Genomic DNA, 25,713 nt, shown 5'->3' on the forward strand with positions numbered 1-25,713 from the left:
TCGGGTCCGCCGTCTCCGAACAGGCTTCAACGAAAAAGGCGCCACCCGCGAGGATGGCGCCTTTTTCTGTGTCGACACGGCCTGTTTCGAGGCGCGATGGGCGCGGATCAGCTTTCCTCCTGGAACACCGCTTCGCGCTTGGCCTTGATGCTGGGCAGGAAGACCACGACGAGGACGGCAGCGGCCAGCAGCAGGAGGCCGGCGCTGATCGGCCGCGTGACGAAGGTGGAGGGATCGCCGCGCGAGAGGATCATGGCGCGCCGCAGGTTTTCCTCGAGCAGCGGGCCGAGCACGAAGCCGAGCAGCAGGGGTGCAGGTTCGCAGCGCAGCTTGACGAGGAGATAGCCGGCGATGCCGAAGAAGGCGACGGCATAGAGGTCGTAGACGTTGGCGTTGACGCTGTAGACCCCGATGGCGCAGAAGGCCATGATGATCGGGAACAGCACGTAGTAGGGCACCGTCAGCAGCTTCACCCAGAGGCCGATCAGCGGCAGGTTGAGCACCACCAGCATCAGATTGCCGATCCACATGGAGGCGATGATGCCCCAGAACAGCGCCGGCTGCTCGACCGCGACGTTCGGACCGGGGACGATGCCCTGGATGATCATCGCGCCGACCATCAAGGCCATGACCGGATTGGCCGGAATCCCCAAGGTCAGGAGCGGGATGAACGAGGTCTGGGCACCGGCATTGTTGGCCGATTCCGGACCGGCGACGCCGGCGATGGCGCCCTTGCCGAACTCTTCCGGATGCTTGGAGAGGCGCTTTTCCACCGTGTAGGAGGCAAAGGCCGCCAGGATGGCGCCGCCGCCGGGCAGGATGCCGAGCGCCGAGCCGATGCCGGTGCCGCGCAGGACCGGGCCGACCATCTGGCGGAAATCGTCCTTCGTCGGCAGCAGGCCGGTGACCTTGCTGATCAGCACGGTGCGCGTCATCTCGCCTTCGAGATTGCGCAGGATTTCGGCGACGCCGAAGACGCCGACCGCGACGGCCACGAAGTTCAGCCCGTCGGCATATTCGCGGATACCGAGCGTGAAGCGCGGCGTTCCGGTGTAGATGTCCGTGCCGACGAGGCCGAGCAGAAGGCCGAGCGAGACCATGGCCAGCGCCTTGACGATGGAGCCGTGAGCGAGCGCGATCGAGGAGACGAGGCCGACCACCATCAGCGAGAAATATTCGGCCGCGCCGAACTGCAGCGCGACGGCCGTCAGCGGCGGGGCGAAGATGGCGACGAGGAAGGTGGACACGGTGCCGGCGAAGAAGGAGCCGAGCGCCGCGATGGCGAGGGCCGCACCCGCCCTGCCCTTGCGCGCCATCTGGTAGCCGTCGATGGCGGTGACGGCGGAGGAGGATTCGCCCGGCATGTTGATGAGGATGGCGGTGGTGGAGCCGCCATATTGGGCGCCGTAATAGATGCCGGCCAGCATGATCAGCGACGAGACCGGCTCGAGCTGGAAGGTAATCGGCAGCAGCATGGCGATGGTGGCGGTGGCGCCGATGCCCGGGAGAACGCCGATCAGCGTGCCGAGGAGAACGCCGATGAGGCAGAAGAGCAGGTTTTCCGGCGTGCCGGCGGTCGCGAAACCCAGCGCGAGATTGCTGAAGAGATCCATGGTCGAAGATCCTTAAAACCGCAGCCAGGGGCCGAAGCGTTCAAACGGAAGGCCCAGCGCGTAGCTGAAGACGGCGACGGAAAAGAGCGTGATGGCGATCGACAGGACGATCGCGCCGACCGGTTTCATGCGCTGCGAGGCGAAGCAGGCGATGAAGGCGGCGAGAAACAGCGAGGGCACGAAACCGAGCCCCCGGACCGTGAGGCCGAAGACGATGGGTGCCGAGAGAATGAAGAGCATGCCGCGCCAGGCCAGCGGCTCGATCGGATCGCTCTGCGTGCGGGTCGCCTGCACGAGGATGACGAGGCCGAGCGCGGTCAGGAACAGCGCGAGGACCAGCGGGAAATAGCCCGGGCCCATGCGGAACGTCGTTCCGAGGTCGAGCGACAGCGACTGCGCCACGAAGAAGAGGCCGAGGGCGATGAACAGAATGCCGCAAAGGGCATTCGTCCGGTCGAGACTGAGTGGTTTCATGATCGTTCCCCAATGAGCCGAACCGCGGACGGCCTTGCGGCGGGATGCGGCCGGCGATGCTTGTGTTGGCTGGCGATGCTTGGTGCTGGCAATGCCTTAGTGCTGGCTGGGCGCGCGATCCCCTCGACGCCCCCTGCCATCTCCCGGATGCCGCGGCCTCCCGACGGGCCCCTAAGAGGGCCGCCCCCGCTGCCTGCCCGGGCTTCCTGCCTGAGCAGGTGCCTGCCGCCACGCCCGGCCTCTTGATGGCGGAGCGTGGCGGCAGGTGGGTGTTGGGCTGCCGGCAAGGGCAGCGTGCATTCGGTCGAAGACGGCCGCTGAGGATCAGTCGGCGTACTGGCCGGCCTTCTCGATGATCGGCTTCCAGCGGGCGATTTCGCTTTCGAGCTTGGCCTTGAGGGCGGCCGGCGTCGCGTCGGCATCCGAGGAGGGCTTGGTGCCCAGTTCGGCGAAGCGGGCGACGACGTTCTCGTCCTTCAAGGCCTTCTGCAGCGAGCCCTCGAGCTTGGCGATGGCTTCCGGCGGCGTGCCCTTGGGGGTGTAGACGCCGTGCCAGATGCCGACTTCGAAGCCCGGCAGACCGCCTTCGACGGCGGTCGGAATGTCCGGGAAGATGTCGAGGCGGGCCGGCGAGGTCACGGCATAGGCCTTGATCGTGCCGCCCTGGATCTGCTTCGTCGTGTTGGTCGTCTGGTCGCACATGATATCGACCTGGCCGCCCAGAAGATCGGTCATCGCCGGGCCGGTGCCCTTGTAGGGCACGGTGACGAGCGGCGTCTCGATGGCGCTCATGAACAGCATGCCGCAGAGGTGGGAGGCCGCGCCGATGCCGGCATTGGCGACCGTGACCGTGTCCTTGTTGGCCTTGGCATAGTCCACGAGGCCCTTGAGGTCGGTCGCTTCCAGATCCTTGCGGGCGACGATGGTCATCGGCACTTCGGTGACGAGGCCGACATAATCGAAGGCGTTCAGCGTGTCGTAGGCGAGCTTGCGGTAGAGCGTGGCGCTGGTGGCCATGCCGATATGGTGCAGCAGCACCGTGTAGCCGTCGGCCTCGGCGCTCGCCACGCGGCCGGCACCGAGCGTGCCGCCGGCCCCACCGACATTTTCCACGATGACCTGCTGGCCGAGATCCTTCGACATCGATTCGGCCACGAGGCGCGCCACGGTGTCCGTCGGTCCGCCGGCCGAGAACGGCACGACCATGGTGATGGTGCGTTCCGGATATTCCGCCTGTGCGGCGCCGGCAAAAACGGTTGCGGCAAGCGCTGTGGCTGCCAGAAGCGACGTGAAACGCGTCATGAAGTCCTCCCGAGTGTGATCGTCATGCCGGCAGGGCTCCTCCCCCACCGGTCATGGAATGAGCGTCAGTCTCGCGTTCGCGGGCAGGCGTGCAACCGGATAGTGCGGCCTTTACCGGACTCGATGACGCTTTTGCGGTGCATCATGGGTGGAAACGGCCCCCTCGCCCCTGTCGATGGGTGGAAACATACCCAAAGCGGGCTCACTCCGGGAAGGGCGGCCCGTCGTCGAAGGTCGAACGCTTGTCGAGGCCGTATTTCTGCATCTTCTCGTAGAGCGTCTTGCGGGAGATTCCGAGCTCCTCATAGACCGGACGGAGTGCGCCGCCATAAGCGGCCAGCGTGCGGGCGATCAGGCCGCGCTCGAAGGCGGCGACGCGGGGCGCGAGCCGGCTTTCCTCCTCGCGGTCTTCTCCCACCGTATCGAGGCCGCGGGCGTCGAGCCCGAGCACGAGCCGGTCGGCGGCATTGCGCAGTTCGCGGACATTGCCCGGCCAGCGCCGGTGGGCGACTTCGGAGACCACGGCGGGCGGCACGTCCATGTCGTCGCGGCCGTAACGGGCCGAAGCTTCGCGCACGAGCTGGAGAAAGAGCAGCGGAATATCGGCCGCGCGCTGGGCGAGCGACGGCACATGCAGCGTCACGACATTCAGGCGGTAGAACAGATCCGCCCGAAAGCGGCCGGCCGCGACTTCCGCCTCCAGATCGACCTTGCTGGTGGCGATGAAGCGGACATCGAGCGGCACCGTCTCGTTGGAGCCGAGGCGGGTGATGGTGCGCTCCTGCAGGACGCGCAGGAACTTCGCCTGGAGCTCGACCGGCATGGAGCCGATTTCGTCGAGCAGGATGGTGCCGCCGCGGGCATGCTCGAACTTGCCGTAGCGGGCGCGGATCGCGCCGGGAAAGGCGCCTGCCTCATGGCCGAAAAGCTCGCTCTCGATCAGCGTTTCGGGCAGAGCGGCGCAGTTGATGGCGATGAAGGGCCGGTTGGCCCGGGCGCTGATATCGTGCAGGGCGCGGGCGGCGACCTCCTTGCCGACGCCGGTCTCGCCGATGATCAGCGTGTCCGCATCGGTGGCGCCGATGGCGCGCAACCGGTAGCGCAGGTCGACCATGACGGGCGTGCGCCCGGGCATGCGGGCCTCGATGTCGTCGCGCTTGCCGGCCACCGCGCGCAGGCGCCGGTTTTCGAGCACGAGGCCGCGCCGGTCGTGGGCGCGACGGATGATCCCGGCCAGCGCCTGCACGCCGAACGGCTTCTCCAGGAAGTCGTAGGCCCCTTCCCGCATGGCTTTCACGGCGAGCTGGACGTCGCCGTGGCCGGTGACGAGAATCACGGGAATCTCATGGTCGATCTCGCGGATGCGCTGCAGCAGCGTCATGCCGTCCATGCCGCGCATGCGGATATCGCTGACGACGACGCCGGCAAAGCCGTAGCCGACGCGGGCGAGCACATCCTCGGCGGCGGCGAAGGTTTCCACCGTCAGGTCCTGAAGCTCCAGCGCCTGCGCCGTCGAGCGGCGCAGCTCCTCCTCGTCATCGACCAGGAGAACGGTGGCGACGTCACTCATCACTCTGCTGCCTCGCGTCTGTCGTCCATGCGGTCGAGCTCGATGCGGAAGGTCGCACCGCCGCCGGTATGATTGTCCGCCGAAAGGCGGCCGCCGAAATCCTTGACGATGTTGTAAGAAATCGAGAGCCCCAGACCAAGCCCCTTTCCCACGCCCTTGGTGGTGAAGAACGGATCGAAGATACGCTCGGCAATCGCGTTGGGAATGCCCGGCCCGGCATCGCGCACGGTGATCGCGACGCGGTCGGCGGTCGTCGTCGCGGTCAGGAAAATACGCCGGTCGTCGAGGCCTTCCACGGCGTCGGCCGCATTGGAGATGATGTTGACCAGCACCTGTTGCAGGCGGACGGAGCCGGCGCGCACGAGCGGCGCGGGATCACCGAGCGCGACGACCAGCTCCGCATCCGCGGAGGCAATCCGGGCCGAGACGATCTCCAGCGTGTCGCGCAGCACGTCGTCCAGCGCCACCGGTCCGAGCTTTTCGTTGGGCTTGCGCGCGAAATTGCGCAGATGGCGGCTGATCGACGCCATGCGGTCGATCAGCTTGGCGATCCGCTGGAGATTGTCCTTGGCCTCGTCGATCCGGTTGCGCTCGATCAGCAGCGAGGCGCTCTCGGCATAGGTCCGGGCAGCGGCGAGCGGCTGGTTGAATTCGTGGCTGAGGGCGGCCGACATCTGCCCCAGGCCGGCAAGCTTGCCCGCCTGCACGAGATCGGCCTGCGTGCTGCGCAGCTGGGCGTTGAGATCGGCAAGGTCGGCCGTGCGCTCCTCGACGCGCCGTTCCAGCTCGGCCTTCGCCTCGACCTGCATCTGCATGCGCTCGTTGCGGCGCTCGTGCCGCTGCAGCAGCACGGCGAGGATCAGGCCGGCAAGGCAGAGGAACAGGAACACGGCGGCGACCGCGACATGGGTCTGCGAGCGCACCCAGCTCATGTCCATCAGCACCCGGACCGTCCAGTCGGCATCGCTGACATATTCGGAGAGCACGAGATAATCGCGCGTGACGCCGTTCGTCGGGATCGCCATCAGGGTGTGTTCGCCGAGCCGGGACCTGACGACGCCGAGGTCTTTCAGGTCGGCCTCGGCATAGCGGCGCGAGGCTTCGGTGCGGCGCAGGCGCTCGGGCGTCAGCGGCAGGATGCTGGAGAACAGCCATTCCGGATTGCTGGTCATGAAGATCACGCCTTCTGGATCGGAGACGAAGATCTCGTACTCGCCGCCGCGCCAGGAGGACTCGATCATATCGATATCGACCTTGAAGACGATGACGCCGGCGACCTTGCCATCGACGTCGATCGGGGCCGCGAAGAAGTAGCCGCGCTTGAACGATGTCGTGCCGCGGGCATAGAAGCGCGAGCGCTTGCCCTCCGCCGCCTGCCGGAAATAGGGCCGATAGCTGAAATTCTCGCCGACGAAGCTCGTCGCCCGGTCGTAATTGCTGGCGGCGATGGTCGCCCCGTCGCGGGTCATGACATAGATGTCGGAGGAGCGCAGCAGGCCGTTGATCGCCTTCAGATAGCGGTTGGCGCTGTCGCGGAGCGCCTGATCCCGCGGATTGGCGACGAGCCGGCGGATATCGTCGTGATCGGCAATCAGGGCCGGCAGGGCCTCGTAGCGCCGGAGATGGCCGGAGAGCGCGGACACGGCAAGGCGCAGCGCCGTTCCCGCCTGCAGCGACGCCTCGGCCATGAAGCGGCGGGTGGCATAGGCATTGCTCCAGACGGCAAGACCCGTGGCCGCGATGACGACCAGGATAACCGGAACGAGCAGACCGCGGCGCAGGCTCCTCAGCATCTCCTCGCAGTCCTCCCCAATGCGGCTCCCCTCACCTTGGCCGACCGGAGAGGTTCAAGGCTCCTGCGCAGGCCCTCTCCCTGTCATGGGCAGCCTATAGACCCGGGGGCGGGTTTCCAAGGGGTTGCTCACGGTGCGGCTCGCGCGAGGCGACGCGCACGTCGCGAAAACCGCCCGCCGCGATGCCGTCGCAGAGGCTTTTCCATTCACAGCCCGCACAGGCCGTTCGAATGCTGCCGGTGGCGAACTGCGTCCGCAGACGCGTGATCTCGGTCGCGTCGAGCAGCAGGGTCACGCCGGCCTCGATCGTCCGGCCGAGCAACGCCGCCACGTCCGCTGCCGCCTGTCGGTCGCGTTCAACGACGCTGTCGTTGTAACAATGCGGGTTCGGCGTTGCCAGCAGCGGCCGACAGATATCGTCGGGACCGTCCACCACCTCGAGCGCCTCGCCCGCGCCGATCCGCGCGGCGATCGCATCGTAGTTGCGGGTGAAATCGGGGCTGTAGCCCTTGCCGATATAGGTCAGCATGCAGAGGAGATGATGCGGTCGCAGGCGGATGGTCATCGGGCGGCTCCCCACCGGCGGGCGGCATCGCCTTACCGGAGGCGGCACGTCACCAAAGGCTCCTACGAAAAAACCGCCTGCAGCGAAAGCTGCAAGCGGTCTCGATAGTCCCGAATTCGACCTTGCGGCCGGATCGGTCGATCAGAACTTCACGCCCATACCAACCTTGACGCTGTGTTCGTCGTAGCCGGAGGAGAAGTTGTTGCCGGGAACGTCGAAGCTTTCCTTGCCGTAGTCGGTGTAGCGATATTCGACGCGGGCCGTGACGTTGTCGGTGACGAAGGCTTCGGCACCGGCACCGGCCGTCCAGCCGATGGCGGTCTTCTTGTCGGAGCCGCCGAACTGGTTGGCCTTCAGGCTCGACGCGGCAACACCGGCCGTGCCGTAGAGGAGGACGGGGTTCAGATCGTAGCCGAGACGGCCGCGGATCGAGCCGTTGACGCCCTGTTCCATGCTGCGGCCCGGACGGCTCGCATCGTTGTCGCCGTAGTTGACGTCGGCTTCAGCACCGTAGACGATCGGGCCGTCCTGCATGTTGTAGCCGCCGTAGAGACCGCCGCCGAAGCCGGCTGCACTGCGATCGCCGGTGCCGTTGAACTTGCCGTGGCCCCAGTTCGCGGTACCACCGACATAGGCGCCTGCCCAGTTCTTGACGGCCGGAGCCGTGTAGTCTGCGGCAGGTGCTGCGGGAACTTCGTCGATGGCGTCGGCTGCGTTGACGGCCGAGAAAGCGACGAGAGACATGGCGGACGCCATGAGAGTGGTGATGAGAGTACGCATACTAGATCTCCTTATCAGACCGGCGCTGGACCGATTTCCTGTGTCCGATGCGGCGCCGGTAATTTCGTTCAACCCCGCTCGGTTGAGGTGAAATTGATGTCCAAATGCGGAATTCCAAGAGCCGAATTGTGAAATGATTGAGGCAACGGCGTGGCTGAAAAACGATGTTGTTTGAATGCAACAGGGATTTGATTAACCATGTGCGCACTATACTGCCGCGACTACTTTGTTCCGTGCAATTTTCATCGAAATCACCCTTTTTGGTTCACCTTGGATTAACGAATGATCCGGCGGTTTTGGCGTGCGTAAGCTGTTCTTTTATGATCTGGCTCCGACGCCGATCAGAATCGTGAAGGACCGATACGCGTGAGAGATTCCTCGAAAATGGCTCTGGCCCCGCAAAAAGCACTGGCCCTGAAGACGGCACTGGTGACGGGCGGCGCAAAGCGGATCGGTCGTGCGATCGTCGAGGATCTGGCCCGGCACGGCTTTGCCGTCGCCATTCATGCCAATGGCTCGCTCGACGAGGCGCATGCGCTCCGCGCAAGCCTTGCGGCCGAGGGCGCGACGGCGGCGGTCGTCCAGGCCGATCTCACGGATGCCTCCGATCTCGGCCGGCTGGTGCGGGAGGCGTCCGCGGCCATCGGCCCGCTCGGCCTCCTCGTCAACAATGCGTCGGTCTTTGCCAAGGACACGCTGGAGACTTTCGACGAGGCCGTCTGGGACCGGCACTTCGCGCTGCACGTCAAGGCCCCCTCGGTTCTCGCCGGCCATTTCGCCGCCCAGTTGCCGGCGGAGGCGACCGGGCTGATCGTCAACATGATCGACCAGCGCGTCTGGTCTCCCAACCCGCGATTTTATTCCTATATGTTGTCGAAGTCGTCGCTCTTGACGGCGACGGTGACGATGGCGCAATCGCTGGCGCCGGCCATCCGCGTCAACGGCATCGGGCCGGGCCCGACCCTGCCGAACGACCGGCAGAACGAGGCCGACTTCCGGGCGCAGGTGGACTCGGTGATGCTGAAGGTCGGCCCCGGGCTCGAAGATTTCGGGCGCACCATCCGGTATATGTTCGACACGCCGTCGATGACCGGGCAAATGATCGCGCTCGACGGCGGCCAGCATCTGGCCTGGCAGACGCCGGATCAAATGGAGATCGTGGAATGAACGGACGGACGCCGCAGGATGGCGGCATCTTGTACGACGAGACGGCAAACGACGATGACGAGGATGCGATCGAAACGGTCGAGGCGCCCTCGCCCGTCGCCGATATCGACTGGGCGGAAACCTCCGCCGTGCCCGACGGCCTGCGCGGGGCCGAACTGATCCAGGCCTTCGTCAAGCTTTTGCCCAACAGCCCCGGCGTCTACCGCATGTTCAACGAGGCCGGCGACGTTCTCTATGTCGGCAAGGCGCGCAGCCTGAAGAAGCGCGTGAGCAACTATGCCCAGGGGCGCGGCCATTCCAACCGCATCTCCCAGATGATCCGCCAGACGGCGAACATGGAGTTCGTGACGACGCGCACCGAGATCGAGGCGCTGCTGCTCGAAGCCAACCTGATCAAGCGGCTGCGGCCGCGCTACAACGTGCTTCTGCGCGACGACAAGTCGTTCCCCTATATTCTCGTGACCGGCGACAGCCGGGCGCCGGCGCTCTACAAGCATCGCGGCGCGCGCAGCCGAAAGGGCCAGTATTTTGGCCCCTTCGCCTCGGCCGGTGCGGTGGGGCGCACGATCAATTCGCTGCAGCGTGCCTTTCTGCTGCGCACCTGCACCGACAGCGTGTTCGAAAGCCGGACCCGACCCTGCCTGCTGCACCAGATCAAGCGCTGTTCCGGCCCCTGCACCCGCGAGGTCAGCGACGAGGACTATGCGGAGCTGGTCACGGAAGCCAAGGACTTCCTGTCGGGCAAGAGCCAGGCGGTAAAGGCGACGATCGCCTCGGCCATGAGCGAGGCCTCCGACAATCTCGACTTCGAACGTGCCGCGCTCTACCGCGACCGGCTGGCGGCGCTGTCGCATGTCCAGAGCCATCAGGGCATCAACCCCTCGGGCGTCGACGAAGCCGACGTTTTCGCCATCCACCACGAAGGCGGCGTCTCCTGCATCCAGGTGTTCTTCTTCCGCACCGGGCAGAACTGGGGCAACCGCGCCTATTTCCCCAAGGCGGACCCGTCGCTCGCTCCCGCCGAGGTGCTGGCGGCGTTTCTGGCGCAGTTCTACGACGACAAGCCCTGCCCGAAGCAGATTCTGCTCTGCGAGACCGTGGCCGAACAGGAACTGCTCGGCCAGGCGCTGTCGGAGAAATCCGGATTCAAGGTGACGATACTCGCGCCGCAGCGGGGCGAAAAGAAGGATCTGGTCGATCACGCCATGACCAACGCGCGCGAAGCGCATGGCCGCAAGCTGGCGGAGACGGCTTCGCAGGGCCGCCTGCTCGAAGGCTTCATGCAGACCTTCAAGCTCGACCGCGTGCCGCGACGCATCGAGATCTACGACAACTCGCACATCATGGGCACCAATGCCGTGGGCGGCATGGTGGTGGCGGGACCGGAAGGCTTCGTGAAGGGCCAGTATCGCAAGTTCAACATCAAATCGACCGACATCACCCCCGGCGACGACTTCGGCATGATGCGCGAGGTGATGACGCGGCGCTTTACCCGACTTCTGAAGGAAGAGGGCAAGCCGGACCGGAGCGTGGAGCCCGGCGAGGATGCCGGCTTTCCCGCCTGGCCGGACGTGATCCTGATCGACGGCGGACAGGGACAGATGACGGCGGTGCGGGCGATCCTGAAGGAGCTCGACATCGAGGACTGCGTCATCGCGATCGGCGTCGCCAAGGGCGTCGATCGAGAAGCGGGCCGCGAGCGGTTCTTTCCGCCGGTCAAGACGGAGGGTGGCCTGACGGTCGGGCGGGACGGGTTCACCCTGCCGCCGCGCGATCCCGTGCTCTACTTCATCCAGCGGCTGCGGGACGAGGCGCACCGTTTCGCGATCGGCAGCCACAGGGCGCGGCGCAAGCGCGAGATGGTGAAGAACCCGCTCGATGAAATCGCCGGCATCGGCCCGACGCGCAAGCGGGCTCTGCTTCACCATTTCGGCACGGCCAAGGCCGTCTCGCGCGCCGGCATGACCGATCTCGTCGCCGTCGACGGCATTTCGGAAGCCGTGGCGAAGCTCGTCTACGACCATTTCCACGAGGACAGCGCGGCCGCGTCGCGCGGTTAGAGCTTCACCCGTCGCTTTATCCGGTTACGACGTCGTCGCCCTCTTCCTTGGCGGCATCGAAGCGGGCCTCGAACTCGCGCCGCAGGGTGCGTCGGATGTCGGCGGCCTTCTGGCGGCGCCGGCCGGCGGCATCGCGCGGCGCGAGCGAGGGAATGGCGGCCGGACGGCCGTCCTCGTCCACCGCGACCATGGTGAAGTAACAGGAATTCGTATGGCGGCGGACACCGGAGCGGATGTCCTCGGCCTCGACTCGAATGCCGACCTCCATGGAGGTGCGGCCGGTCTGGTTGACCGAGGCGCGGAAGGTCACGAGTTCGCCGACGAGAATCGGCTGGCGAAACACGACCTGATCGACCGACAGCGTCACGGCATAGCGCTGCGAATAGCGCGAGGCGCAGGAAAAGGCGACGCGGTCGAGAAGGTTGAGCAAGGCGCCGCCATGGACCTTGCCGGAGAAATTCGCCATGTCGGGCGTCATTAGCACGACCATCTCCAATTCGCCCTTCTCATGCGTCTCCTGCGTTCCGTCCATCGCGCGTCCTTTCCCCGGTTGCCAGGCGAGTGCATCTGCCTATTAGAGACAGACACTACAGCGCCCGGACGCTTCCGCAACACGTGATCCGCGGTCACCCGTCATCACTGGCATGCGGTTTTCCGGCGAAAGGTCGCAGATCAGGGTGGGCATGTCGCGGTGGTTCACGGCCTGTTCAGAGGAATTCCGCCACAATTGCCGCTCAATCATCAAAAACCGGTTGACCTCCGGGTCACGACGTCTTTCATCCCGCCTGTACGAATTGCGTACGAAGTCCAGAGACCGAGTTGACATGCGAACCGTGCCCGTCGCCTACAATATTCCCAATCTCCTCACCTACGGGCGCATCCTCGCGGTTCCGCTGATCGTTCTCTGCTTCTTCATCGAGGGCAAGCTGCAAAGCTCCGATATCGCCCGCTGGACGGCGCTCGGCCTGTTCGCGGTGGCCTCGATCACCGACTTCTTCGACGGCTATCTCGCGCGGATCTGGAAGCAGACCTCCAATATCGGCCGCATGCTCGACCCGATCGCCGACAAGCTGCTGGTCGCCTCGGTGCTGCTGCTGGTGGCGGCCGACGGCACCATTGCCGGCTGGTCGATCTGGGCTGCGATCATCATCCTCTGCCGCGAGATCCTGGTGTCCGGCCTGCGCGAATATCTGGCGGCGCTGAAGGTCAGCGTGCCCGTGACGCGAATCGCCAAGTGGAAGACGACGATCCAGATGGTGGCGATCGCCTTTCTGCTGGCGGGTCCGGCGGGCGACAAGGTTCTGCCCTATACGACCGAGATGGGCATCGCCTTGCTGTGGATCGCCGCCGCCATCACGCTCTACACCGGTTACGACTATTTCCGCGCCGGGCTGAAGCATCTGGTGGACGAATGAGAGAGGTCCGCCTCGTCTACTTCGCCTGGGTGCGCGAGCGGATCGGCCTTGGCGACGAAATCGTCTCCCTGCCGGACGACGTGGTCACGGCCGGCGATCTCATCGCGTTTCTCAAAAACCGTGGCGAGGACTATGCTGCGGCGCTGGAGCACGAGAACGTCATTCGCGTCGCCATCGACCAGGAGCATGTCGATCATGACGAGCCGCTCGGTTCGCCGCGCGAGATCGCCCTCTTTCCGCCGATGACGGGCGGCTGAGGGCATGGCGTCCGTTACCGTTCGCGTGCAGGCCGAGGATTTCGACACGGCGGCCGAGATCGAGGCGCTTTCGGCCGGACGCACCGATATCGGCGCGGTGGTCACCTTCTCCGGCCTCTGCCGGGAGGAAAAGGGCCTGCTCTCCGCGCTGGAGCTGGAGCATTATCCGGGCATGGCAGAGGCCGAAATCCGACGGATCTGCGAGGAGGCCGTTGCGCGTTTCGACCTGCAGGGGGCGACCGCCATCCACCGGTTCGGCCGGATCGATCCCGGTGCCCGCATCGTCCTCGTGATCGCGGCCTCCACGCACCGTCAGGCGGCCTTTGACGGCGCGTCCTTCATCATGGACTATCTGAAGACCGCCGCGCCCTTCTGGAAGAAGGAGCACCTGAAGGACGGCACCGCCCGTGGCTGGGTCTCGGCGAAAGACGCCGACGATACGGCGCGGGATCGCTGGTCCTGACGATCTGCGACGGCCACCCTTTCAGGGAACGGGCCGATCTCGCCCGCCGGCGACGACGATGACGATCAGCAGCGTCAACACGAAAGGATCGCGCCAGGCCATGGGCCCGAAGGCGCTCCAGAGCGTTTCCGCCAGCCCGAGCAGCGCAGCACCCGCCGCCGCGCGGAGCGGATGCCCGGCGCCGCCGATGCCGGCGATCATCACCACCTTCAGCCCGAACAGCAGGCCCGCGCCGAAATCCATGTTGCCGTAATAGGACGTGGCGAGAATGCCGCTGACGCAGGCGATCAGGGTGGCCACGAGATAGGCGCCGAGGAAGACGCTGCGGGCATCGACCCCGCAGAGTTCGGCGGCGCGCGGATCGTCGTGAACGGCGCGCCACAGGCGGCCGGCCCTTCCGAAGCGCAGAACAAGCGCGCCAAGGCCGACGATCGCCAGCATCACCGCGATATTGCCGAGCTGGATCAGCGTGAGGCTGACATCGGCGGCCCCCTCCGACCAGAGCGCGACCGGCGTGTTGAGGAACGGCGGCAGCCAGAGGCTGCGCGTCTTCGCGGCAAGCCGTGCCGTCTCCATCAGCACGAGCGACACGCCGAGGCCCGCGACGATGACGGCGTTGGGCGATACGCGCAGCAGCGGCGCCATCACGACGCGGCCGACGAGGAGGCCGGCACCGGCGGTGTAGGCAAGAGAACAGGCAGCCCCGAGCGCAAGACAGGCCGGCAGCACCAGCCAGAGGCGGTTCCAGCCGACATCGGCAAACAGCACGAAGATCTGCCCCGCAAAGGCGAACAGCGCGCCATAGGTGAGGTCCACACGCCTGGTGACGCCGAAGGCGATCGCATAGCCGAAGGCGAGGACGGCATAGAGGGCTGCGACCGGCAGGGCATTGGCAAGCTGTTGCAGCAGATACATGCGCCGCCCTCCTCCCGATAAAATATAACTGGTGAAATGGCTTTTACCAGTTATATTTGATCATGGACTTCCTCTGGACCCCGCATCGCTTTTCCGGCGGCCTCCTCGCCCTCGACGTGGCCAACAGCGTCATCCTGCGTGCGACGCCGGAGCGATCGATCGACCGGTTTGAACACGCCGATGCGATCGCTGCCTTCGCGTCAGCGGCGACCACGCTCTGCGCCGAGCCGCTGCCGACGCGCCTCCTGATGCCACCGGCAGACCGGGCAGCGTTCCTCGCCTTGCGCGAGGCGATCGACCGGTATTTCCGGCAACGCGTCGAGGGCGCGGATGACGCCGGCCTGCTGGCCGACCTGCTCGACGCGGCGGCGCGGACGCTGCGGCTGTCGCCGAACGGGGCCGATCTCGGCGCATCGACGGCACGCTCCGCACTTCGGCTTGCCGCGCGCGCGGATGACGGGCGGCTGAAGATCTGCGCGAATTGCGGCTGGCTGTTCTTCGACCGGAGCAAGAACCGGAGCCGGGCCTGGTGCGACATGACCGTCTGCGGCAACCGGCGCAAGGCCAGCCGGCACTATCGCCGCGCGAAGGATGGAGGCGCGGCGTGAAAAGTCCTCGATGCGCCATCGTCGTGCTCGGCCTGCTTGCCGCAGCTCTTTCGGCCGGATGCCAGCGCGAGACCGGATCGGGACCGACGGAGGTATCCGGGCGCCTCTTCGTCTTCAACTACCGCATCGCCCGGGCGCACTATATGATCACCCTGCGCCGCACCGGCGTCCTGCCCGACCCGGCCGTGGCCGTCGCGACCTTCGAGGACCCGCGCGGCGGAGCGCCGCTCGTGACGCGGACGAAGATCTTCCCGTTCTGGGAAACGATCGTGCTGGAAAGCCCGCCGATCCACTGCGTCCGGAAGGACCGACCCTACACGGTCGGCATCCGCATCCTCGACGGTGCGGGCAAGGTCGTGCAAGCGATCGAGACCACCGCAATCTCGACGGTCGACCAGACCGTCCTCACGGCAAAGCCGCTGGTGGTCGGCCCCGGCTACGCCATCAACCCGGATATCCTGCGGGAAGACGGCAGCGTGGACTATGCGCCGGAAACGGGGTGTCCGATCTGATGGCCGCGCCGCGTCTGCCGAGATACCGCAAGCCAGACCGGCGACAACACAAAAGGCCGGAGCATCGCTGCTCCGGCCTTTTGTGTTGTCAGTTCGTTGACGCGGTATCAGCCGACGATTTCGGTGGCCGAGAACCAGTAGGTGATTTCTTCGGCAGCGGTTTCCGGGGCGTCGGAGCCGTGGACGGAGTTTTCGCCGATCGACAGAGCGTGCGTCTTGCGGATCGTGCCTTCGTCGGCATTGGCCGGGTTGGTGGCGCCCATGATTTCGCGGTTCTTCAGGATGGCGTTCTCGCCTTCGAGAACCTGAACGATGGTCGGGCCGGAGGTCATGCCCTGAACCAGTTCGCCGAAGAAGGGGCGATCCTTGTGAACGGCGTAAAAGCCTTCGGCTTCGCGCTGGCTCATCCAGACGCGCTTGGAGGCGATGACGCGCAGGCCGGCGTCTTCGATCATCTTGGTGATCGCGCCGGTCAGATTGCGCTTCGTTGCGTCCGGCTTGATCATCGAAAAGGTGCGTTCAATCGCCATGGTGTCAAATCCCTAGGAGTTGCGTTCGTTTGGACGGTTCCTTAGCGAGACGCCGCACGCAAGACAAGGGGAATGCGCCGCATGGCCCGATTTCGAAAACGGCAAGGCTGCGATCAGGCCGCCTCGGCGGTTCCGGCGGATGGGATCGCGCGGCCGAGACCGTCGTGAAGATCGAGGCAGCGCTCGAACCAGCCGGAGACGGCATCGTCCGGCTCCAGCAGCGGTTGCGGCGAGACGATGCGGGCCCATTGCAGGGCGCCGAAGACGATGTAGTCGGCAAAGAGCGGCGTCTCCCCGCCGATGAAGGGCTGCTTTTTAAGCAGGTAGCGCAGCGGATTGAGCTTGTCGGCGAAGGCCGCCCGCTCCGCCGGGGCTGCGGCCGCGACATCTTCGAGGCTCTTGCCGAACGCGGCCTCGCGGCTTTTGCGGAAATAGGCGCGATCCTCCGGGCCGAGCCGGTCGTGGATATCGAGCAGGATCATCCGGGTGATGGCCGGATGCAGAACCGTCTGCGAGAAGGCTTCGACAAAGCGTGCCGTGGCGCGTCCGCCCTCGCCTGCAAAGAGCGTCGGCCGGTCCGGATAGGTCGCATCCAGATACTGGGCGATGGCGAAGCTGTCGACGACCGCCTGATCGCCATCGATGAGATACGGCACCATCTTCGTCGCGCCGCCTTCCACCTTGGGAATGTCCGTGAAGCCGAGCGGCACCACGCGACAATCGAGGCCCTTATGGGCAAGCGCCATCTCGACCTTCCAGACATGCGGCGAAAAACGCCGCGCCCGGTCTTCGCCGCACAGCCCGTAGAGCAGTCTCGTCATCGCAGGTCTCCCGTATCCGGTGTCGCGGTCATCTCAGCCGGGCCATCTGAGCGCGGGAAAGGCGGGAAAGCAAATCAGCAAATTTCATGGATGGCATCATGCCTGTTGAACTCATGGCGAGATAAGATCGGGCTTTCCAATGCACAGGAGCCGCCATGATCGACCATTTCCGCATGTTTGCCGCCTATAACAGCTGGGCCAACGGTCGCATCTATGCCGCGGCGCAGGCGCTCGGCGCGGAGGGTCGCCACCGGGAGACGGGTGCGGCCTTCGGCTCGCTGCACGCAACCCTGAACCACCTGCCGGCCACCGACCGGATCTGGATGAAACGCTTTACCGGACAGGGCGAGGCACCGACCACGCTCGATGCCGTGCTGTTCGATGATTTCGCGGACCTGACGGAAGCGCGGGTGGCGGAGGACCGGAGGATCGCCCGCTGGATCGACAGCCTCACCCCGGACGATCTCGCCGGCGTCTTCACCTACACGCCGATCAGCATTCCCGAGCCGATCAGCCAGAGGCTCAGCCCCTGCCTCGCGCACCTCTTCAACCACCAGACCCATCATCGCGGCCAGTGCCACATGATCCTGACCACTCTTGGACAGCCGAGCGTGGTGCTGGATCTCGCCTTCTTCCTCCGCAGCGATCGGGCCTGATGCGTCAGAGCGTGTAGATGTGGAGCTGGGTGTGGCGGGCATCGTCGACATCGAGGATGCGGTCGGCTGCACGGCCCGGCACGGTGAAACTGTTGCTGACGAAGAGCGTGCCCGGACGCATCTCGCGCCGGGACTTTTCGAACAGGCGGGCCATCGGCACCGGCGAGAGGAAGCAATAGACGACGTCGTAGGTGCCGAGATCCGCATCCCACAGGCTGCGATAGACGATGCGGGCATTGGGAAGGCGGCTGAAGGCGACGCGGAGCTTGGAGGCGGCCACGACCAGCGGCGCCGTTTCCAGGCCGCTCACCTCGACGGCCGGATGGGCGCGGGCGAGGAAGGTGACGACGCCGCCCATGCCGCTGCCGAGATCGACCACGCGCCCGGCCTGCGAGGCGGCGACGAGGTCGGCCAGTGCCTGCCAGGTCCGCCGGTTGGTAAGGTAGAGCGGCACCTGCTCGGAGGCACTGTTCCAGTAGACGAGCGCGCAGAGCACGAAGGCCGCGAGATAGGCCCAGGCCGGCACCGCATCGCCATAGACGACCGCGACCGGCAGCAGAAACTGGACCAGAAGCCAGATGCGCGGCATCCGCAGGAGCAGCCCGAGGCCGGCAGCGGCTGCACCCTGCCCGAGCAGAACGGGAAGCGTGCCCGGCGTCAACGAGCCCGGCGTGAGAGAGCCCGACAGCAAAAGAACGATCGCGAGAACCAGCGCCTGGCAGGCGAGAACCTTGATCCAGGGCACGATCTGGTTGCGCAGGACGCTCATGGCGGAGTTCCTTTCCTCTCGTTCGGCACAGATCCCCGCGCGCGGCGCCGTTGCGGCACCTGATTCGCAGGAGAACGGCCTGTCGGACCAGCTATCGCAGGTTCTTGCGTTTTCACGAGGGGGGGGGTCGCTGGATTTACACTGAGCGGAGCACGGCGAGCATCGACCGACGCGAAAACTGTCAGGATCGGACAAACATCCAGAGGTTGAATGCCACTTAAGCATTTTTGAATGCTTTCGCTATTATGTGTATCGGGTATGGCAACGCAGGAGGGGGTGGGGCTCGGCGATGAAAGAACAGATGAGTTACAGCGGCATGGCGTCGAAACTTGAGAGACATTTCCCCGAACAGCCCCACGGCACTGCCCAGCGGATTGCGCAGGCCATGGCGCAACGTGGCGTCGAGCCCTTGCCGCGCAATTACGAGCTGTTTCACGCCGCGTTCTCGGGAAGTCCCGCCACGCTTTCCAGCGATCTCGCGGCGCTCGGCAACGCCCCCTCGCAAAAGGCGCTCGATGCGATCGGCCTCAAGCGCAAGCTGCCGGGATATCTGGCCCAGGAATTGGGCGCGGCCCAGCAGATGGCCATCGCGGCGATCCACACCATGACGTCGGCGATCTCGCGGGAAAGCCGGCCGATGACGGACGCACTCGCCTCGCTGGACGCTTTCCTCCAGAGGCTCGACACGGATCCGGTGATGTCGATGTCGGATTTTGCCGCCGAGGCGCGGACGCTTCAACAGACGCTGGCGCATCTGCGCACCTGCGAAAAGCGTCTGGCGGACGCCGTCAAGACGACGGCGGCGACGCTCGGTGATGCGCAGACGCAGATCGCGGCCGACCAGCGGGCCGCGCTTCGCGACGGCCTGTCCGGGTTGCCGAACGGCGCCGCGCTGTCGATGACGATCGCCGCCTTGTTCGACGAGCAGGACGTGACGACGAAGCCGGCCGCGCTGGTTCTCGTCAGCGTCGAGCATTTGCGGGCGCTGGCCGAGCGGCACGGGCCGGAGGTCGGCGCCAAGGCCGTGAAGAAATGCGCCGCCATCTTCCGCAAGTCGGTGAAGAAGAGCGATGTCGTCGCCCGGATCGGCTACGACACGTTCGGCTTCCTGCTGCACGATGTCAGCGAACAGAACGCACAGGCCATCGCCACACGCATCCGCGATGCCATTCAGTCGCTGCAGATCCGTCTTCCCAGCCGCGAATTCGCCGGCCAGACGCTGTCGCTTTCGGCCGGTATCGCGACGACCGCCACGGTCGGCGGGCCGCGGGACCTCATGCGTCATGCGGAGATGGCCTTGACCATGGTGCGGACGGACGGGCGGCAGGGCATCCTGCGCTGCACACCGATGATGTGCGCGCAGATCGCCGGTCTGCAGGAGGCGTGAAGGCCGCCTGCCCGGCCGGCATATCCGGCCGGCGGCTTCTCTTGCCTTCCGGCCCCACATCGGCCAAAACGCCGGCATGATTACGATATCCAATCTCTCGGCCCGCATCGCCGGACGCCTCCTGATCGACCACGCCAATATTTCGCTGCCCGAGGGCACGAAGGCCGGCCTCGTGGGGCGCAACGGCGCCGGCAAATCGACGCTGTTTCGCATCCTCACCGGGCAGATGGAAAGCGAGAGCGGATCGATCTCCATTCCCAAGAATGCCCGCATGGGTCAGGTGGCGCAGGAAGCCCCGGGGACCGAAGAGCCGCTGATCGAGATCGTGCTGAAGGCCGACAAGGAGCGCGAAGCGCTGCTCGCCGAAGCCGAGACGGCGATCGACCCCCACCGGATCGCCGATATCCAGATGCGGCTCGCCGATATCCAGTCGCATTCGGCCGAAGCGCGCGCCGCGTCGATCCTCGCCGGCCTCGGCTTCGACCACGAGGCGCAATTGCGTCCGGCCTCGTCCTTTTCGGGCGGGTGGCGCATGCGCGTGGCGCTGGCCGCCGTGCTGTTCTCGGAGCCGGACCTGCTGCTGCTCGACGAGCCGACCAACTATCTCGACCTCGAAGGCACGCTGTGGCTGGAGGATTACATCCGCCGCTATCCCCACACCGTCATCATCATCAGCCACGACCGCGACCTGCTGAACACCGCCGTCAACGCCATCATCCATCTCGACCAGCAGAAGCTGACCTTCTATCGCGGTTCCTACGACCAGTTCGAGCGCCAGCGCGCCGAGGCGAACGAGTTGCAGGCGAAGGCCAAGGTGAAGAACGATGCGGCGCGCAAGCACCTGCAATCCTTCATCGACCGCTTCAAGGCCAAGGCGTCGAAGGCCCGGCAGGCGCAAAGTCGCGTCAAGGCGCTGGAGCGCATGGGCACCGTCGCCTCCGTGATCGAGGACCATGTCCAGCCGATCACCTTTCCGGTTCCCGAGAAGCAGCCGGCTTCGCCGATCATCCAGCTGCAGAACGCCTCCGTCGGCTATGTCACGGGCAAGCCGATCCTGAAGAACATCACGCTGCGGATCGACAATGACGACCGCATCGCGCTGCTCGGCTCGAACGGCAACGGCAAATCGACCTTCGCGAAGTTCGTCTCCGGCCGGCTCGATGCGGATGGCGGCGAGATCAAGCTGGCGCCGAACCTGAAGATCGGCTTCTTCGCGCAGCACCAGATGGACGATCTCGTGCCGGCGGACTCGCCGGTCGAGCATGTCCGCCGGCTGATGCCGGGCATTGCCGAGGCGAAGGTCCGTGCCCGCGTGGCGCAGATGGGCCTTGCGACCGAGAAGATGTCGACGGCGGCCAAGGACCTTTCCGGCGGCGAAAAGGCGCGCCTGCTGATGGGGCTTGCGGCCTTTCATCACCCCAACCTCCTGATCCTCGACGAGCCGACCAACCATCTCGACATCGACAGCCGCCGCGCGCTGATCGAGGCGCTGAACGATTACGACGGCGCCGTCATCCTGATCTCGCACGACCGGCACCTGATCGAGGCGACCGTCGACCGGCTGTGGCTGGTCAACAACGGCACGGTGACCAATTTCGACGGCGATATGGAGGAATATCGCAGCCTCATCGTCTCCTCGGGCAAAAAAAAAGACGAAAAACCTGAGGTGATCGAGGACGCGACGTCGAAGGCGGAGCAGCGCAAGGCGAATGCGGAGAAGCGGGCAACGCTCGCGCCGCTGCGCAAGAAGATCAATGATCTCGAGTCCTTGACGGCAAAGCTTGAGAAGCAGATTCAGGCGCTTGATGCAGAACTTGCGGACCCGGTGCTCTACGAGAAGTTTCCCGCCAAGGCCGCCGAGAAGGTGAAGCAGCGCGGCGAGACGGCGGCGAAGCTGGGCTCGGCCGAGGAGCAATGGCTGGACCTGTCCGCACAATATGAGGAGGCGATGGCCGGCTGACGGTCCGCCTTCTTTTCATACCTTGAGACCGGCTTCCACGGAAAGGCAGACCCCCATGCACCTTTACCTCGAGACCGACGACGATGCCCGCACGCTCGACTTCGTGGCGCGCGAGAACGCACGCTCGGACGCGGCTTTGAAGACCGAGGCCTTTGCGGCCGATGCCGCGGCCTTCAAGGCGATGATGGAGCGGGAAGACAAGCTGATCCACTTCACCCGGCGCGGCGACTGGCTGACGACGTTTCGCAAGACCGCACGCAACCCGATGGGCGTCTGGCAGAGGCTGCCGGCAGACCAGGCCCCCGTGCCGGAAGCGGCGTGGGAGACGATGTTCGATCTCGACGCCTATAACGCCACGGCCGGGCGGACCTGGATCTGGCGCGGCGCCGTCACCTGCCCGTGGGAGCCCTCGCGCGTTCTCCTGTCGCTCTCGGACGGCGGATCGGACCTGCGCCTCTTTCGCGAATTCGACTGCAAGAGCCTCTCCTTCGTCACGGGTGGATTCGAGACCCCGCTTGCGCGTTCGCACGCCAGCTGGGAAAGCCTCGACAGCATCCTCTATTTCGGCTCGATCGACCGGGCGTCGGCCACCCAGTCGAGCTGGCCGCGGGTCGGCCGGCGCGTGGCGCGGGGGCAGGATGTGGCGTCGGCCGAGACGGTCTTTGCCGCCGATGACAGCGACGTGACCGCGTATGCGACGGTCTACGGCTCCGAGATGGCCGGGCAGAGCGACGGCCTCTCGGCAGACGACCGGCTGGCGATCTTCACGGCGGTCCACACGATCGGCACGGCGAGCCATGTGGTCACGAAAAACGCCGCACCGCCGGTGCCGGTCGATATCCCGCGCGAGAGCGATGCCGGCTTCAACCATCGCTTCTGCCTGTGGCGGGCAAAGACGGACGAGCGCGTTCCGAGCGGCTCACTGGTGCTGCAGGAATTGCCTGTTCGCCTCGGCAGCGACCGTCCGCCATCCCCGGCGCGCGTGCTGTTCACGCCGTCGGACCGCCGGTTCTGCACCGATTTCGCGCTGCTGCGCGACTGGTGCGTCTTCACCATCGCCGACACCATGACGCCGCGCCTGTTTCTGCTCGATCTCGGCAATGCGGAGGCCGAGCCGTTCGAATTGGCACTGCCCGACGGCGTGGAGACGCTGTCCTACTATCCGCTCTATTCCGACCTGCATCTGGGCGACGACACGCTGATCGTGTCCGGACAGGGCTTCCTTCGTCCGCCGACGCTCTACAGGCTCGCGCTTTCCGACCGGACGAGGCCGCTGGTGCTTCAGCCCATCGCGGCCTCGCCGAGCTATTTCGATGCGAGCGGCATGTCGAGCCTGCTGCTGGAAGCGACGTCCGAGGACGGGACGGCGGTGCCGTATCGGCTCGTCTTGCCCGCAACGTTCGAGATGGGCGCCCTCCCCGTGCTCCTCTATGGCTATGGCGGCTTCGAAGTGCCGCTGCAGCCCTATTACTCCGGCGTGACCGGGCGCTGGCTGGCCCAGGGCGGCGCCTATGTGCAGGCCTATATCCGCGGCGGCGGGGAATTCGGGGCGGAATGGCACCGCGCGGCCAAGCGCGAAGGGCGGCACCGGGCCTTTGCGGATTTTGCGGCGATCGCCAGGGATCTCGTCGCCCGCGGCTATAGCAAGCCCCGGCACATCGCCTGCAATGGCGGCAGCAATGGCGGGCTTCTGACCGGGGTCATGCTGACGCGGTACCCTGCGCTCTTCGGCGCGGTCTGGTGCCAGGTGCCGGTGCTCGACATGCTGCGCTTCCACACGTTTCCGGCCGGGCGCGCCTGGATGGACGAATATGGCGATCCCGACAATGCGCAGGACCGCGAGGCGATGCTGGCCTATTCGCCGCTGCAGGCGGTGCGCCCGGCCGCGGAGGTTGCCTATCCCCCGATCTATATCGAAAGCTCCAGCAATGACGACCGGGTGCATCCCTCGCATGCCCGCCGCTTTGCCGCGCAGCTTCGAGAGCTCGGCCACGATCCCGTCTTCCACGAGTTCACCTCCGGCGGCCATGGCGGCGAAGGCGACACGGCGGCCTCCGCCGCCCGCGTCGCGACCGGCTACAGCTTCCTGCGGCAGACGATCATGACGCCGGAGGCGTGACGCAGCCTATCCGAGTTCGAAGGTCGTGATGCCGAAGATGCGGGCGAGCGGCAGATCGGGCACCGCGCCGCGATACATCCGGGCCGTCTCGAACACGGGTTTGAGATTGTAGCGGTCGCAGAGCGCCTTTGCGGCCCCGTTCGGCTCGGGGATATCGAGGAAGATCTGACCGTCGCCGCCCATCTCCAGGCCGGTCGCGACCAGCTTGCGGAAGAGCAGATCGGCGCCGGTCTCCGTATCCGCAAACAGAGGGCCGATCTTCTGGCCCTCGCGGCAGGTGCGAATCGTCCCATAGCCCTGGATCTCGGTGCCGCGCAGCAGCGCCACGCTCTGGCGGGTCGGCTGCGCCTTCAGCCACTGGCCGAGGAAGACGTCGCGACGCGCGGGCGAAAAGCGGGCGTCGTACGCGACCAGCAGCGGCAGATGCACCGGCGCGACCTCGACCAGATCCGTGCCGGGCGGCGGGGTGACCTGCGGCGTGCCGCCATAGCGCATGTTGGCATGCGCATAGACGAAGCCCGAACGCTGGTAGCTCGCCTGCTGGGCGACGACGCCGTCGAGGCCGACGATGCGCGACCCCTGCGCGGACAAGGCCGCCTGCCACAGGGCATAGCCGAGCCCCTGTCCGCGAAAGTCGGGATGGGCCATGTAGAAGCCGAGGAAGGCGTAATCGGGCCCGAATCGAACGACCGAAATCGCGGCGGCAAGCGCACCGCCCTCCTCCGCCACCCAGAAACCGTCCGGATCGGCCGCGTGGAAGGCGCCTGCATCGTCGAGACCGGGGTTCCAGCCTTCGCGCGCGGCCCATTCGATGATCTGGTCGATCTCCGGTCGGGTGGCGGTGCGTATCGTCGGGGCCATGCGATCTCCTCTGTCTGTTCTGCAAGCGTTGATCGGGCCGGTCCGGTCCGGCGTCGCCTTTCGGGACGTGGCGCGAAAAGCGTCCGTATCGAACAGCCGGAGCGCCTTGCCCGCCCCGGCCTTTCTGGTACAAAGCCGGACATAAGTCATACAATCTGGCGGAACACCATGAACCCCATCTCTATTGCTGTCGTCGGCGTTGGCAAGATCGCACGCGATCAGCATCTGCCGTCCATTCACAACAATCCCGGATACCGGCTGGTTGCCGCTGCAAGCCGGCACGGCAGCGTCGATGGCGTCGAGAATTTCACCTCGATCGAAGACATGCTGGCGGCCATGCCGGAGATCGAGGCGGTTTCGCTCTGCATGCCGCCGCGGGTCCGGTTCGATGCCGCGCACAAGGCGCTGGATGCGGGCAAGCACGTGTTCCTGGAAAAGCCGCCGGGTGCGACGCTGAGCGAGGTCGCGATCCTCGAAGCGCTGGCGAAGGAGAAGAACGTCACGCTGTTTACCAGCTGGCATTCGCGCTTCGGACCCGCGGTCGAGCCGGCCCGGGCGTTTCTCGCCGACAAGACCATCTCGCGCGTCGATATCCTCTGGAACGAGGACGTGCGGCGCTGGCACCCGAACCAGGACTGGATCTGGGAAGCCGGCGGCCTCGGCGTGTTCGATCCCGGCATCAATGCCCTCTCGATCATGACGCATATCCTGCCGATGCCGGTCTTCGTCATCCGCTCGACGCTCGAAATCCCCGAAAACCGCGATGCGCCGATCGCCGCCCAGATCGATTTCCAGAGCGCCTCCGGCATTCCCGTGACCGCCGACATGGACTGGCGCCGCCAGTCGAGCGACGATCGCTGGGACATCATCGTCGAGACCGATGCGGGAACGATGATTCTCGGCAATGGCGGCGCGCGGCTTTCGGTCGATGGCGTCATGCGCGCCGACGAGCAAGAGACAGAATATCCGACGCTCTATGCCCGCTTCCACGATCTTGTCCGCTCGGGCCGTTCCGAGGTCGATGTCGCACCGCTGCGCCATATCGCCGACATCTTCATGCTCGGCAGCCGCAAGACGGTCGAAGCGTTTCACGATTGAGATCGGCCGGGCGGCGCG

25 protein-coding genes are annotated in these 25,713 nt (G+C 65.8%); 12 read left to right on the plus strand and 13 right to left on the minus strand.

The features are described 5' to 3' along the window. Positions 1-107: 107 nt before the first annotated feature. The 7 genes from C8J36_RS06795 to C8J36_RS06825 all read right to left on the minus strand — a co-directional run bounded on the left by C8J36_RS06795 (position 108) and on the right by C8J36_RS06825 (position 8,097). Positions 108-1,613, minus strand: a complete 1,506-nt coding sequence (locus C8J36_RS06795; protein WP_132533584.1) for a tripartite tricarboxylate transporter permease — start codon at positions 1,611-1,613, stop codon at positions 108-110. A gap of 12 nt (positions 1,614-1,625) precedes the next feature. Continuing rightward, a complete protein-coding gene (locus C8J36_RS06800; RefSeq protein ID WP_062594876.1) occupies positions 1,626-2,087 on the minus strand; it encodes a tripartite tricarboxylate transporter TctB family protein in 462 nt (153 codons plus the stop codon). A gap of 324 nt (positions 2,088-2,411) precedes the next feature. After that, positions 2,412-3,389, minus strand: a complete 978-nt coding sequence (locus C8J36_RS06805; protein ID WP_062594875.1) for a tripartite tricarboxylate transporter substrate-binding protein — start codon at positions 3,387-3,389, stop codon at positions 2,412-2,414. A 202-nt stretch (positions 3,390-3,591) separates the two neighbouring features. Beyond that, entirely contained in the window at positions 3,592-4,959 is a 1,368-nt protein-coding gene (locus C8J36_RS06810; protein ID WP_132533586.1) for a sigma-54 dependent transcriptional regulator, read from the minus strand. Further along, positions 4,959-6,752: a sensor histidine kinase gene (locus C8J36_RS06815; RefSeq protein ID WP_132533588.1), complete on the minus strand. Its 1,794-nt coding sequence runs from the start codon at positions 6,750-6,752 to the stop codon at positions 4,959-4,961. The genes C8J36_RS06810 and C8J36_RS06815 overlap by 1 nt, the downstream gene beginning before the upstream one ends. Positions 6,753-6,846: 94 nt before the next feature. Next, positions 6,847-7,317, minus strand: a complete 471-nt coding sequence (locus C8J36_RS06820) for a DUF1284 domain-containing protein (protein WP_132533590.1) — start codon at positions 7,315-7,317, stop codon at positions 6,847-6,849. Between the two features lie 141 nt (positions 7,318-7,458). After that, positions 7,459-8,097: an outer membrane protein gene (locus C8J36_RS06825; protein ID WP_132533592.1), complete on the minus strand. Its 639-nt coding sequence runs from the start codon at positions 8,095-8,097 to the stop codon at positions 7,459-7,461. Between the two features lie 384 nt (positions 8,098-8,481). On the opposite strand from C8J36_RS06825, the gene C8J36_RS06830 reads away from it, so the two are divergent. Both C8J36_RS06830 and uvrC read left to right on the plus strand, forming a co-directional pair. Continuing rightward, a complete protein-coding gene (locus C8J36_RS06830) occupies positions 8,482-9,264 on the plus strand; it encodes an SDR family oxidoreductase (protein WP_132533959.1) in 783 nt (260 codons plus the stop codon). Continuing rightward, positions 9,261-11,324, plus strand: coding sequence for an excinuclease ABC subunit UvrC (uvrC, locus tag C8J36_RS06835; protein WP_132533594.1), 2,064 nt, complete (start codon positions 9,261-9,263; stop codon positions 11,322-11,324). The genes C8J36_RS06830 and uvrC overlap by 4 nt, the downstream gene beginning before the upstream one ends. A gap of 16 nt (positions 11,325-11,340) precedes the next feature. On the opposite strand, the gene C8J36_RS06840 is transcribed toward uvrC, so the two are convergent. Then, complete coding sequence (locus C8J36_RS06840; protein WP_132533596.1) at positions 11,341-11,856, minus strand: acyl-CoA thioesterase; 516 nt, start codon at positions 11,854-11,856, stop codon at positions 11,341-11,343. A gap of 292 nt (positions 11,857-12,148) precedes the next feature. On the opposite strand from C8J36_RS06840, the gene pgsA reads away from it, so the two are divergent. From pgsA to C8J36_RS06855, 3 genes are read left to right on the plus strand one after another with little or no spacing between them, the layout of a single operon-like run. Then, positions 12,149-12,739, plus strand: coding sequence for a CDP-diacylglycerol--glycerol-3-phosphate 3-phosphatidyltransferase (pgsA, locus tag C8J36_RS06845; RefSeq protein ID WP_062468772.1), 591 nt, complete (start codon positions 12,149-12,151; stop codon positions 12,737-12,739). Then, entirely contained in the window at positions 12,736-12,996 is a 261-nt protein-coding gene (moaD, locus tag C8J36_RS06850) for a molybdopterin converting factor subunit 1 (protein ID WP_132533598.1), read from the plus strand. Before pgsA ends, moaD begins: the two co-directional genes overlap by 4 nt. Positions 12,997-13,000: 4 nt before the next feature. Further along, positions 13,001-13,459 (plus strand): molybdenum cofactor biosynthesis protein MoaE, encoded by a 459-nt coding sequence (locus tag C8J36_RS06855; RefSeq protein WP_132533600.1) that lies wholly within the window; start codon positions 13,001-13,003, stop codon positions 13,457-13,459. Positions 13,460-13,480: 21 nt separating this feature from the next. Here C8J36_RS06855 and C8J36_RS06860 read toward each other — a convergent pair whose 3' ends face one another. After that, the gene (locus tag C8J36_RS06860; RefSeq protein WP_132533602.1) at positions 13,481-14,374 is read right to left on the minus strand and encodes a branched-chain amino acid ABC transporter permease; all 894 of its coding nucleotides are present in this window, start codon (positions 14,372-14,374) and stop codon (positions 13,481-13,483) included. Between the two features lie 62 nt (positions 14,375-14,436). On the opposite strand from C8J36_RS06860, the gene C8J36_RS06865 reads away from it, so the two are divergent. After that, on the plus strand, positions 14,437-14,982 hold the full coding sequence (locus C8J36_RS06865; protein ID WP_132533604.1) for a CGNR zinc finger domain-containing protein: 546 nt from the start codon (positions 14,437-14,439) through the stop codon (positions 14,980-14,982). Next, complete coding sequence (locus C8J36_RS06870) at positions 14,979-15,494, plus strand: hypothetical protein (RefSeq protein WP_132533606.1); 516 nt, start codon at positions 14,979-14,981, stop codon at positions 15,492-15,494. The genes C8J36_RS06865 and C8J36_RS06870 overlap by 4 nt, the downstream gene beginning before the upstream one ends. Positions 15,495-15,601: 107 nt before the next feature. On the opposite strand, the gene ndk is transcribed toward C8J36_RS06870, so the two are convergent. Together ndk and C8J36_RS06880 are read right to left on the minus strand one after the other, a co-directional pair. Next, positions 15,602-16,024, minus strand: coding sequence for a nucleoside-diphosphate kinase (ndk, locus tag C8J36_RS06875; protein WP_062594862.1), 423 nt, complete (start codon positions 16,022-16,024; stop codon positions 15,602-15,604). Positions 16,025-16,137: 113 nt separating this feature from the next. Further along, the gene (locus C8J36_RS06880; protein ID WP_132533608.1) at positions 16,138-16,845 is read right to left on the minus strand and encodes a glutathione S-transferase family protein; all 708 of its coding nucleotides are present in this window, start codon (positions 16,843-16,845) and stop codon (positions 16,138-16,140) included. A 155-nt stretch (positions 16,846-17,000) separates the two neighbouring features. Here C8J36_RS06880 and C8J36_RS06885 point away from each other — a divergent pair, with 155 nt between their 5' ends. Next, positions 17,001-17,501 (plus strand): DinB family protein, encoded by a 501-nt coding sequence (locus tag C8J36_RS06885; protein ID WP_132533609.1) that lies wholly within the window; start codon positions 17,001-17,003, stop codon positions 17,499-17,501. A gap of 4 nt (positions 17,502-17,505) precedes the next feature. Here C8J36_RS06885 and C8J36_RS06890 read toward each other — a convergent pair whose 3' ends face one another. Continuing rightward, entirely contained in the window at positions 17,506-18,270 is a 765-nt protein-coding gene (locus C8J36_RS06890; protein WP_132533611.1) for a class I SAM-dependent methyltransferase, read from the minus strand. A gap of 301 nt (positions 18,271-18,571) precedes the next feature. Between C8J36_RS06890 and C8J36_RS06895 the strand changes: the two genes are divergently transcribed. From C8J36_RS06895 to C8J36_RS06905, 3 genes are all read left to right on the plus strand, one after another. Further along, on the plus strand, positions 18,572-19,657 hold the full coding sequence (locus tag C8J36_RS06895; protein ID WP_165914975.1) for a GGDEF domain-containing protein: 1,086 nt from the start codon (positions 18,572-18,574) through the stop codon (positions 19,655-19,657). Between the two features lie 76 nt (positions 19,658-19,733). After that, entirely contained in the window at positions 19,734-21,617 is a 1,884-nt protein-coding gene (locus tag C8J36_RS06900; protein WP_132533615.1) for an ABC-F family ATP-binding cassette domain-containing protein, read from the plus strand. A gap of 55 nt (positions 21,618-21,672) precedes the next feature. Beyond that, positions 21,673-23,736 carry a prolyl oligopeptidase family serine peptidase gene (locus C8J36_RS06905; protein WP_132533617.1) on the plus strand — a complete coding sequence of 688 codons (2,064 nt, stop codon included), beginning with the start codon at positions 21,673-21,675 and terminating at the stop codon, positions 23,734-23,736. A gap of 6 nt (positions 23,737-23,742) precedes the next feature. On the opposite strand, the gene C8J36_RS06910 is transcribed toward C8J36_RS06905, so the two are convergent. Further along, on the minus strand, positions 23,743-24,597 hold the full coding sequence (locus C8J36_RS06910; RefSeq protein ID WP_132533619.1) for a GNAT family N-acetyltransferase: 855 nt from the start codon (positions 24,595-24,597) through the stop codon (positions 23,743-23,745). 168 nt (positions 24,598-24,765) lie between these two features. On the opposite strand from C8J36_RS06910, the gene C8J36_RS06915 reads away from it, so the two are divergent. Then, positions 24,766-25,695, plus strand: coding sequence for a Gfo/Idh/MocA family oxidoreductase (locus C8J36_RS06915; protein WP_132533621.1), 930 nt, complete (start codon positions 24,766-24,768; stop codon positions 25,693-25,695). Positions 25,696-25,713 lie beyond the last annotated feature (18 nt).

It is taken from the genome of Rhizobium sp. PP-F2F-G48 (assembly GCF_004342335.1).
Classification (GTDB): Bacteria; Pseudomonadota; Alphaproteobacteria; order Rhizobiales; family Rhizobiaceae; genus Ferranicluibacter.

Coding starts and splice junctions, on each gene's coding strand:
- C8J36_RS06795 (WP_132533584.1), bottom strand. CDS start 1,613: ATGGATCTCTTCAGCAATCTCGCGCTGGGTTTCGCGACCGCCGGCACG.
- C8J36_RS06800 (WP_062594876.1), bottom strand. CDS start 2,087: ATGAAACCACTCAGTCTCGACCGGACGAATGCCCTTTGCGGCATTCTG.
- C8J36_RS06805 (WP_062594875.1), bottom strand. CDS start 3,389: ATGACGCGTTTCACGTCGCTTCTGGCAGCCACAGCGCTTGCCGCAACC.
- C8J36_RS06810 (WP_132533586.1), bottom strand. CDS start 4,959: ATGAGTGACGTCGCCACCGTTCTCCTGGTCGATGACGAGGAGGAGCTG.
- C8J36_RS06815 (WP_132533588.1), bottom strand. CDS start 6,752: ATGCTGAGGAGCCTGCGCCGCGGTCTGCTCGTTCCGGTTATCCTGGTC.
- C8J36_RS06820 (WP_132533590.1), bottom strand. CDS start 7,317: ATGACCATCCGCCTGCGACCGCATCATCTCCTCTGCATGCTGACCTAT.
- C8J36_RS06825 (WP_132533592.1), bottom strand. CDS start 8,097: ATGCGTACTCTCATCACCACTCTCATGGCGTCCGCCATGTCTCTCGTC.
- C8J36_RS06830 (WP_132533959.1), top strand. CDS start 8,482: ATGGCTCTGGCCCCGCAAAAAGCACTGGCCCTGAAGACGGCACTGGTG.
- uvrC (WP_132533594.1), top strand. CDS start 9,261: ATGAACGGACGGACGCCGCAGGATGGCGGCATCTTGTACGACGAGACG.
- C8J36_RS06840 (WP_132533596.1), bottom strand. CDS start 11,856: ATGGACGGAACGCAGGAGACGCATGAGAAGGGCGAATTGGAGATGGTC.
- pgsA (WP_062468772.1), top strand. CDS start 12,149: ATGCGAACCGTGCCCGTCGCCTACAATATTCCCAATCTCCTCACCTAC.
- moaD (WP_132533598.1), top strand. CDS start 12,736: ATGAGAGAGGTCCGCCTCGTCTACTTCGCCTGGGTGCGCGAGCGGATC.
- C8J36_RS06855 (WP_132533600.1), top strand. CDS start 13,001: ATGGCGTCCGTTACCGTTCGCGTGCAGGCCGAGGATTTCGACACGGCG.
- C8J36_RS06860 (WP_132533602.1), bottom strand. CDS start 14,374: ATGTATCTGCTGCAACAGCTTGCCAATGCCCTGCCGGTCGCAGCCCTC.
- C8J36_RS06865 (WP_132533604.1), top strand. CDS start 14,437: ATGGACTTCCTCTGGACCCCGCATCGCTTTTCCGGCGGCCTCCTCGCC.
- ndk (WP_062594862.1), bottom strand. CDS start 16,024: ATGGCGATTGAACGCACCTTTTCGATGATCAAGCCGGACGCAACGAAG.
- C8J36_RS06880 (WP_132533608.1), bottom strand. CDS start 16,845: ATGACGAGACTGCTCTACGGGCTGTGCGGCGAAGACCGGGCGCGGCGT.
- C8J36_RS06885 (WP_132533609.1), top strand. CDS start 17,001: ATGATCGACCATTTCCGCATGTTTGCCGCCTATAACAGCTGGGCCAAC.
- C8J36_RS06890 (WP_132533611.1), bottom strand. CDS start 18,270: ATGAGCGTCCTGCGCAACCAGATCGTGCCCTGGATCAAGGTTCTCGCC.
- C8J36_RS06895 (WP_165914975.1), top strand. CDS start 18,572: ATGAGTTACAGCGGCATGGCGTCGAAACTTGAGAGACATTTCCCCGAA.
- C8J36_RS06900 (WP_132533615.1), top strand. CDS start 19,734: ATGATTACGATATCCAATCTCTCGGCCCGCATCGCCGGACGCCTCCTG.
- C8J36_RS06905 (WP_132533617.1), top strand. CDS start 21,673: ATGCACCTTTACCTCGAGACCGACGACGATGCCCGCACGCTCGACTTC.
- C8J36_RS06910 (WP_132533619.1), bottom strand. CDS start 24,597: ATGGCCCCGACGATACGCACCGCCACCCGACCGGAGATCGACCAGATC.
- C8J36_RS06915 (WP_132533621.1), top strand. CDS start 24,766: ATGAACCCCATCTCTATTGCTGTCGTCGGCGTTGGCAAGATCGCACGC.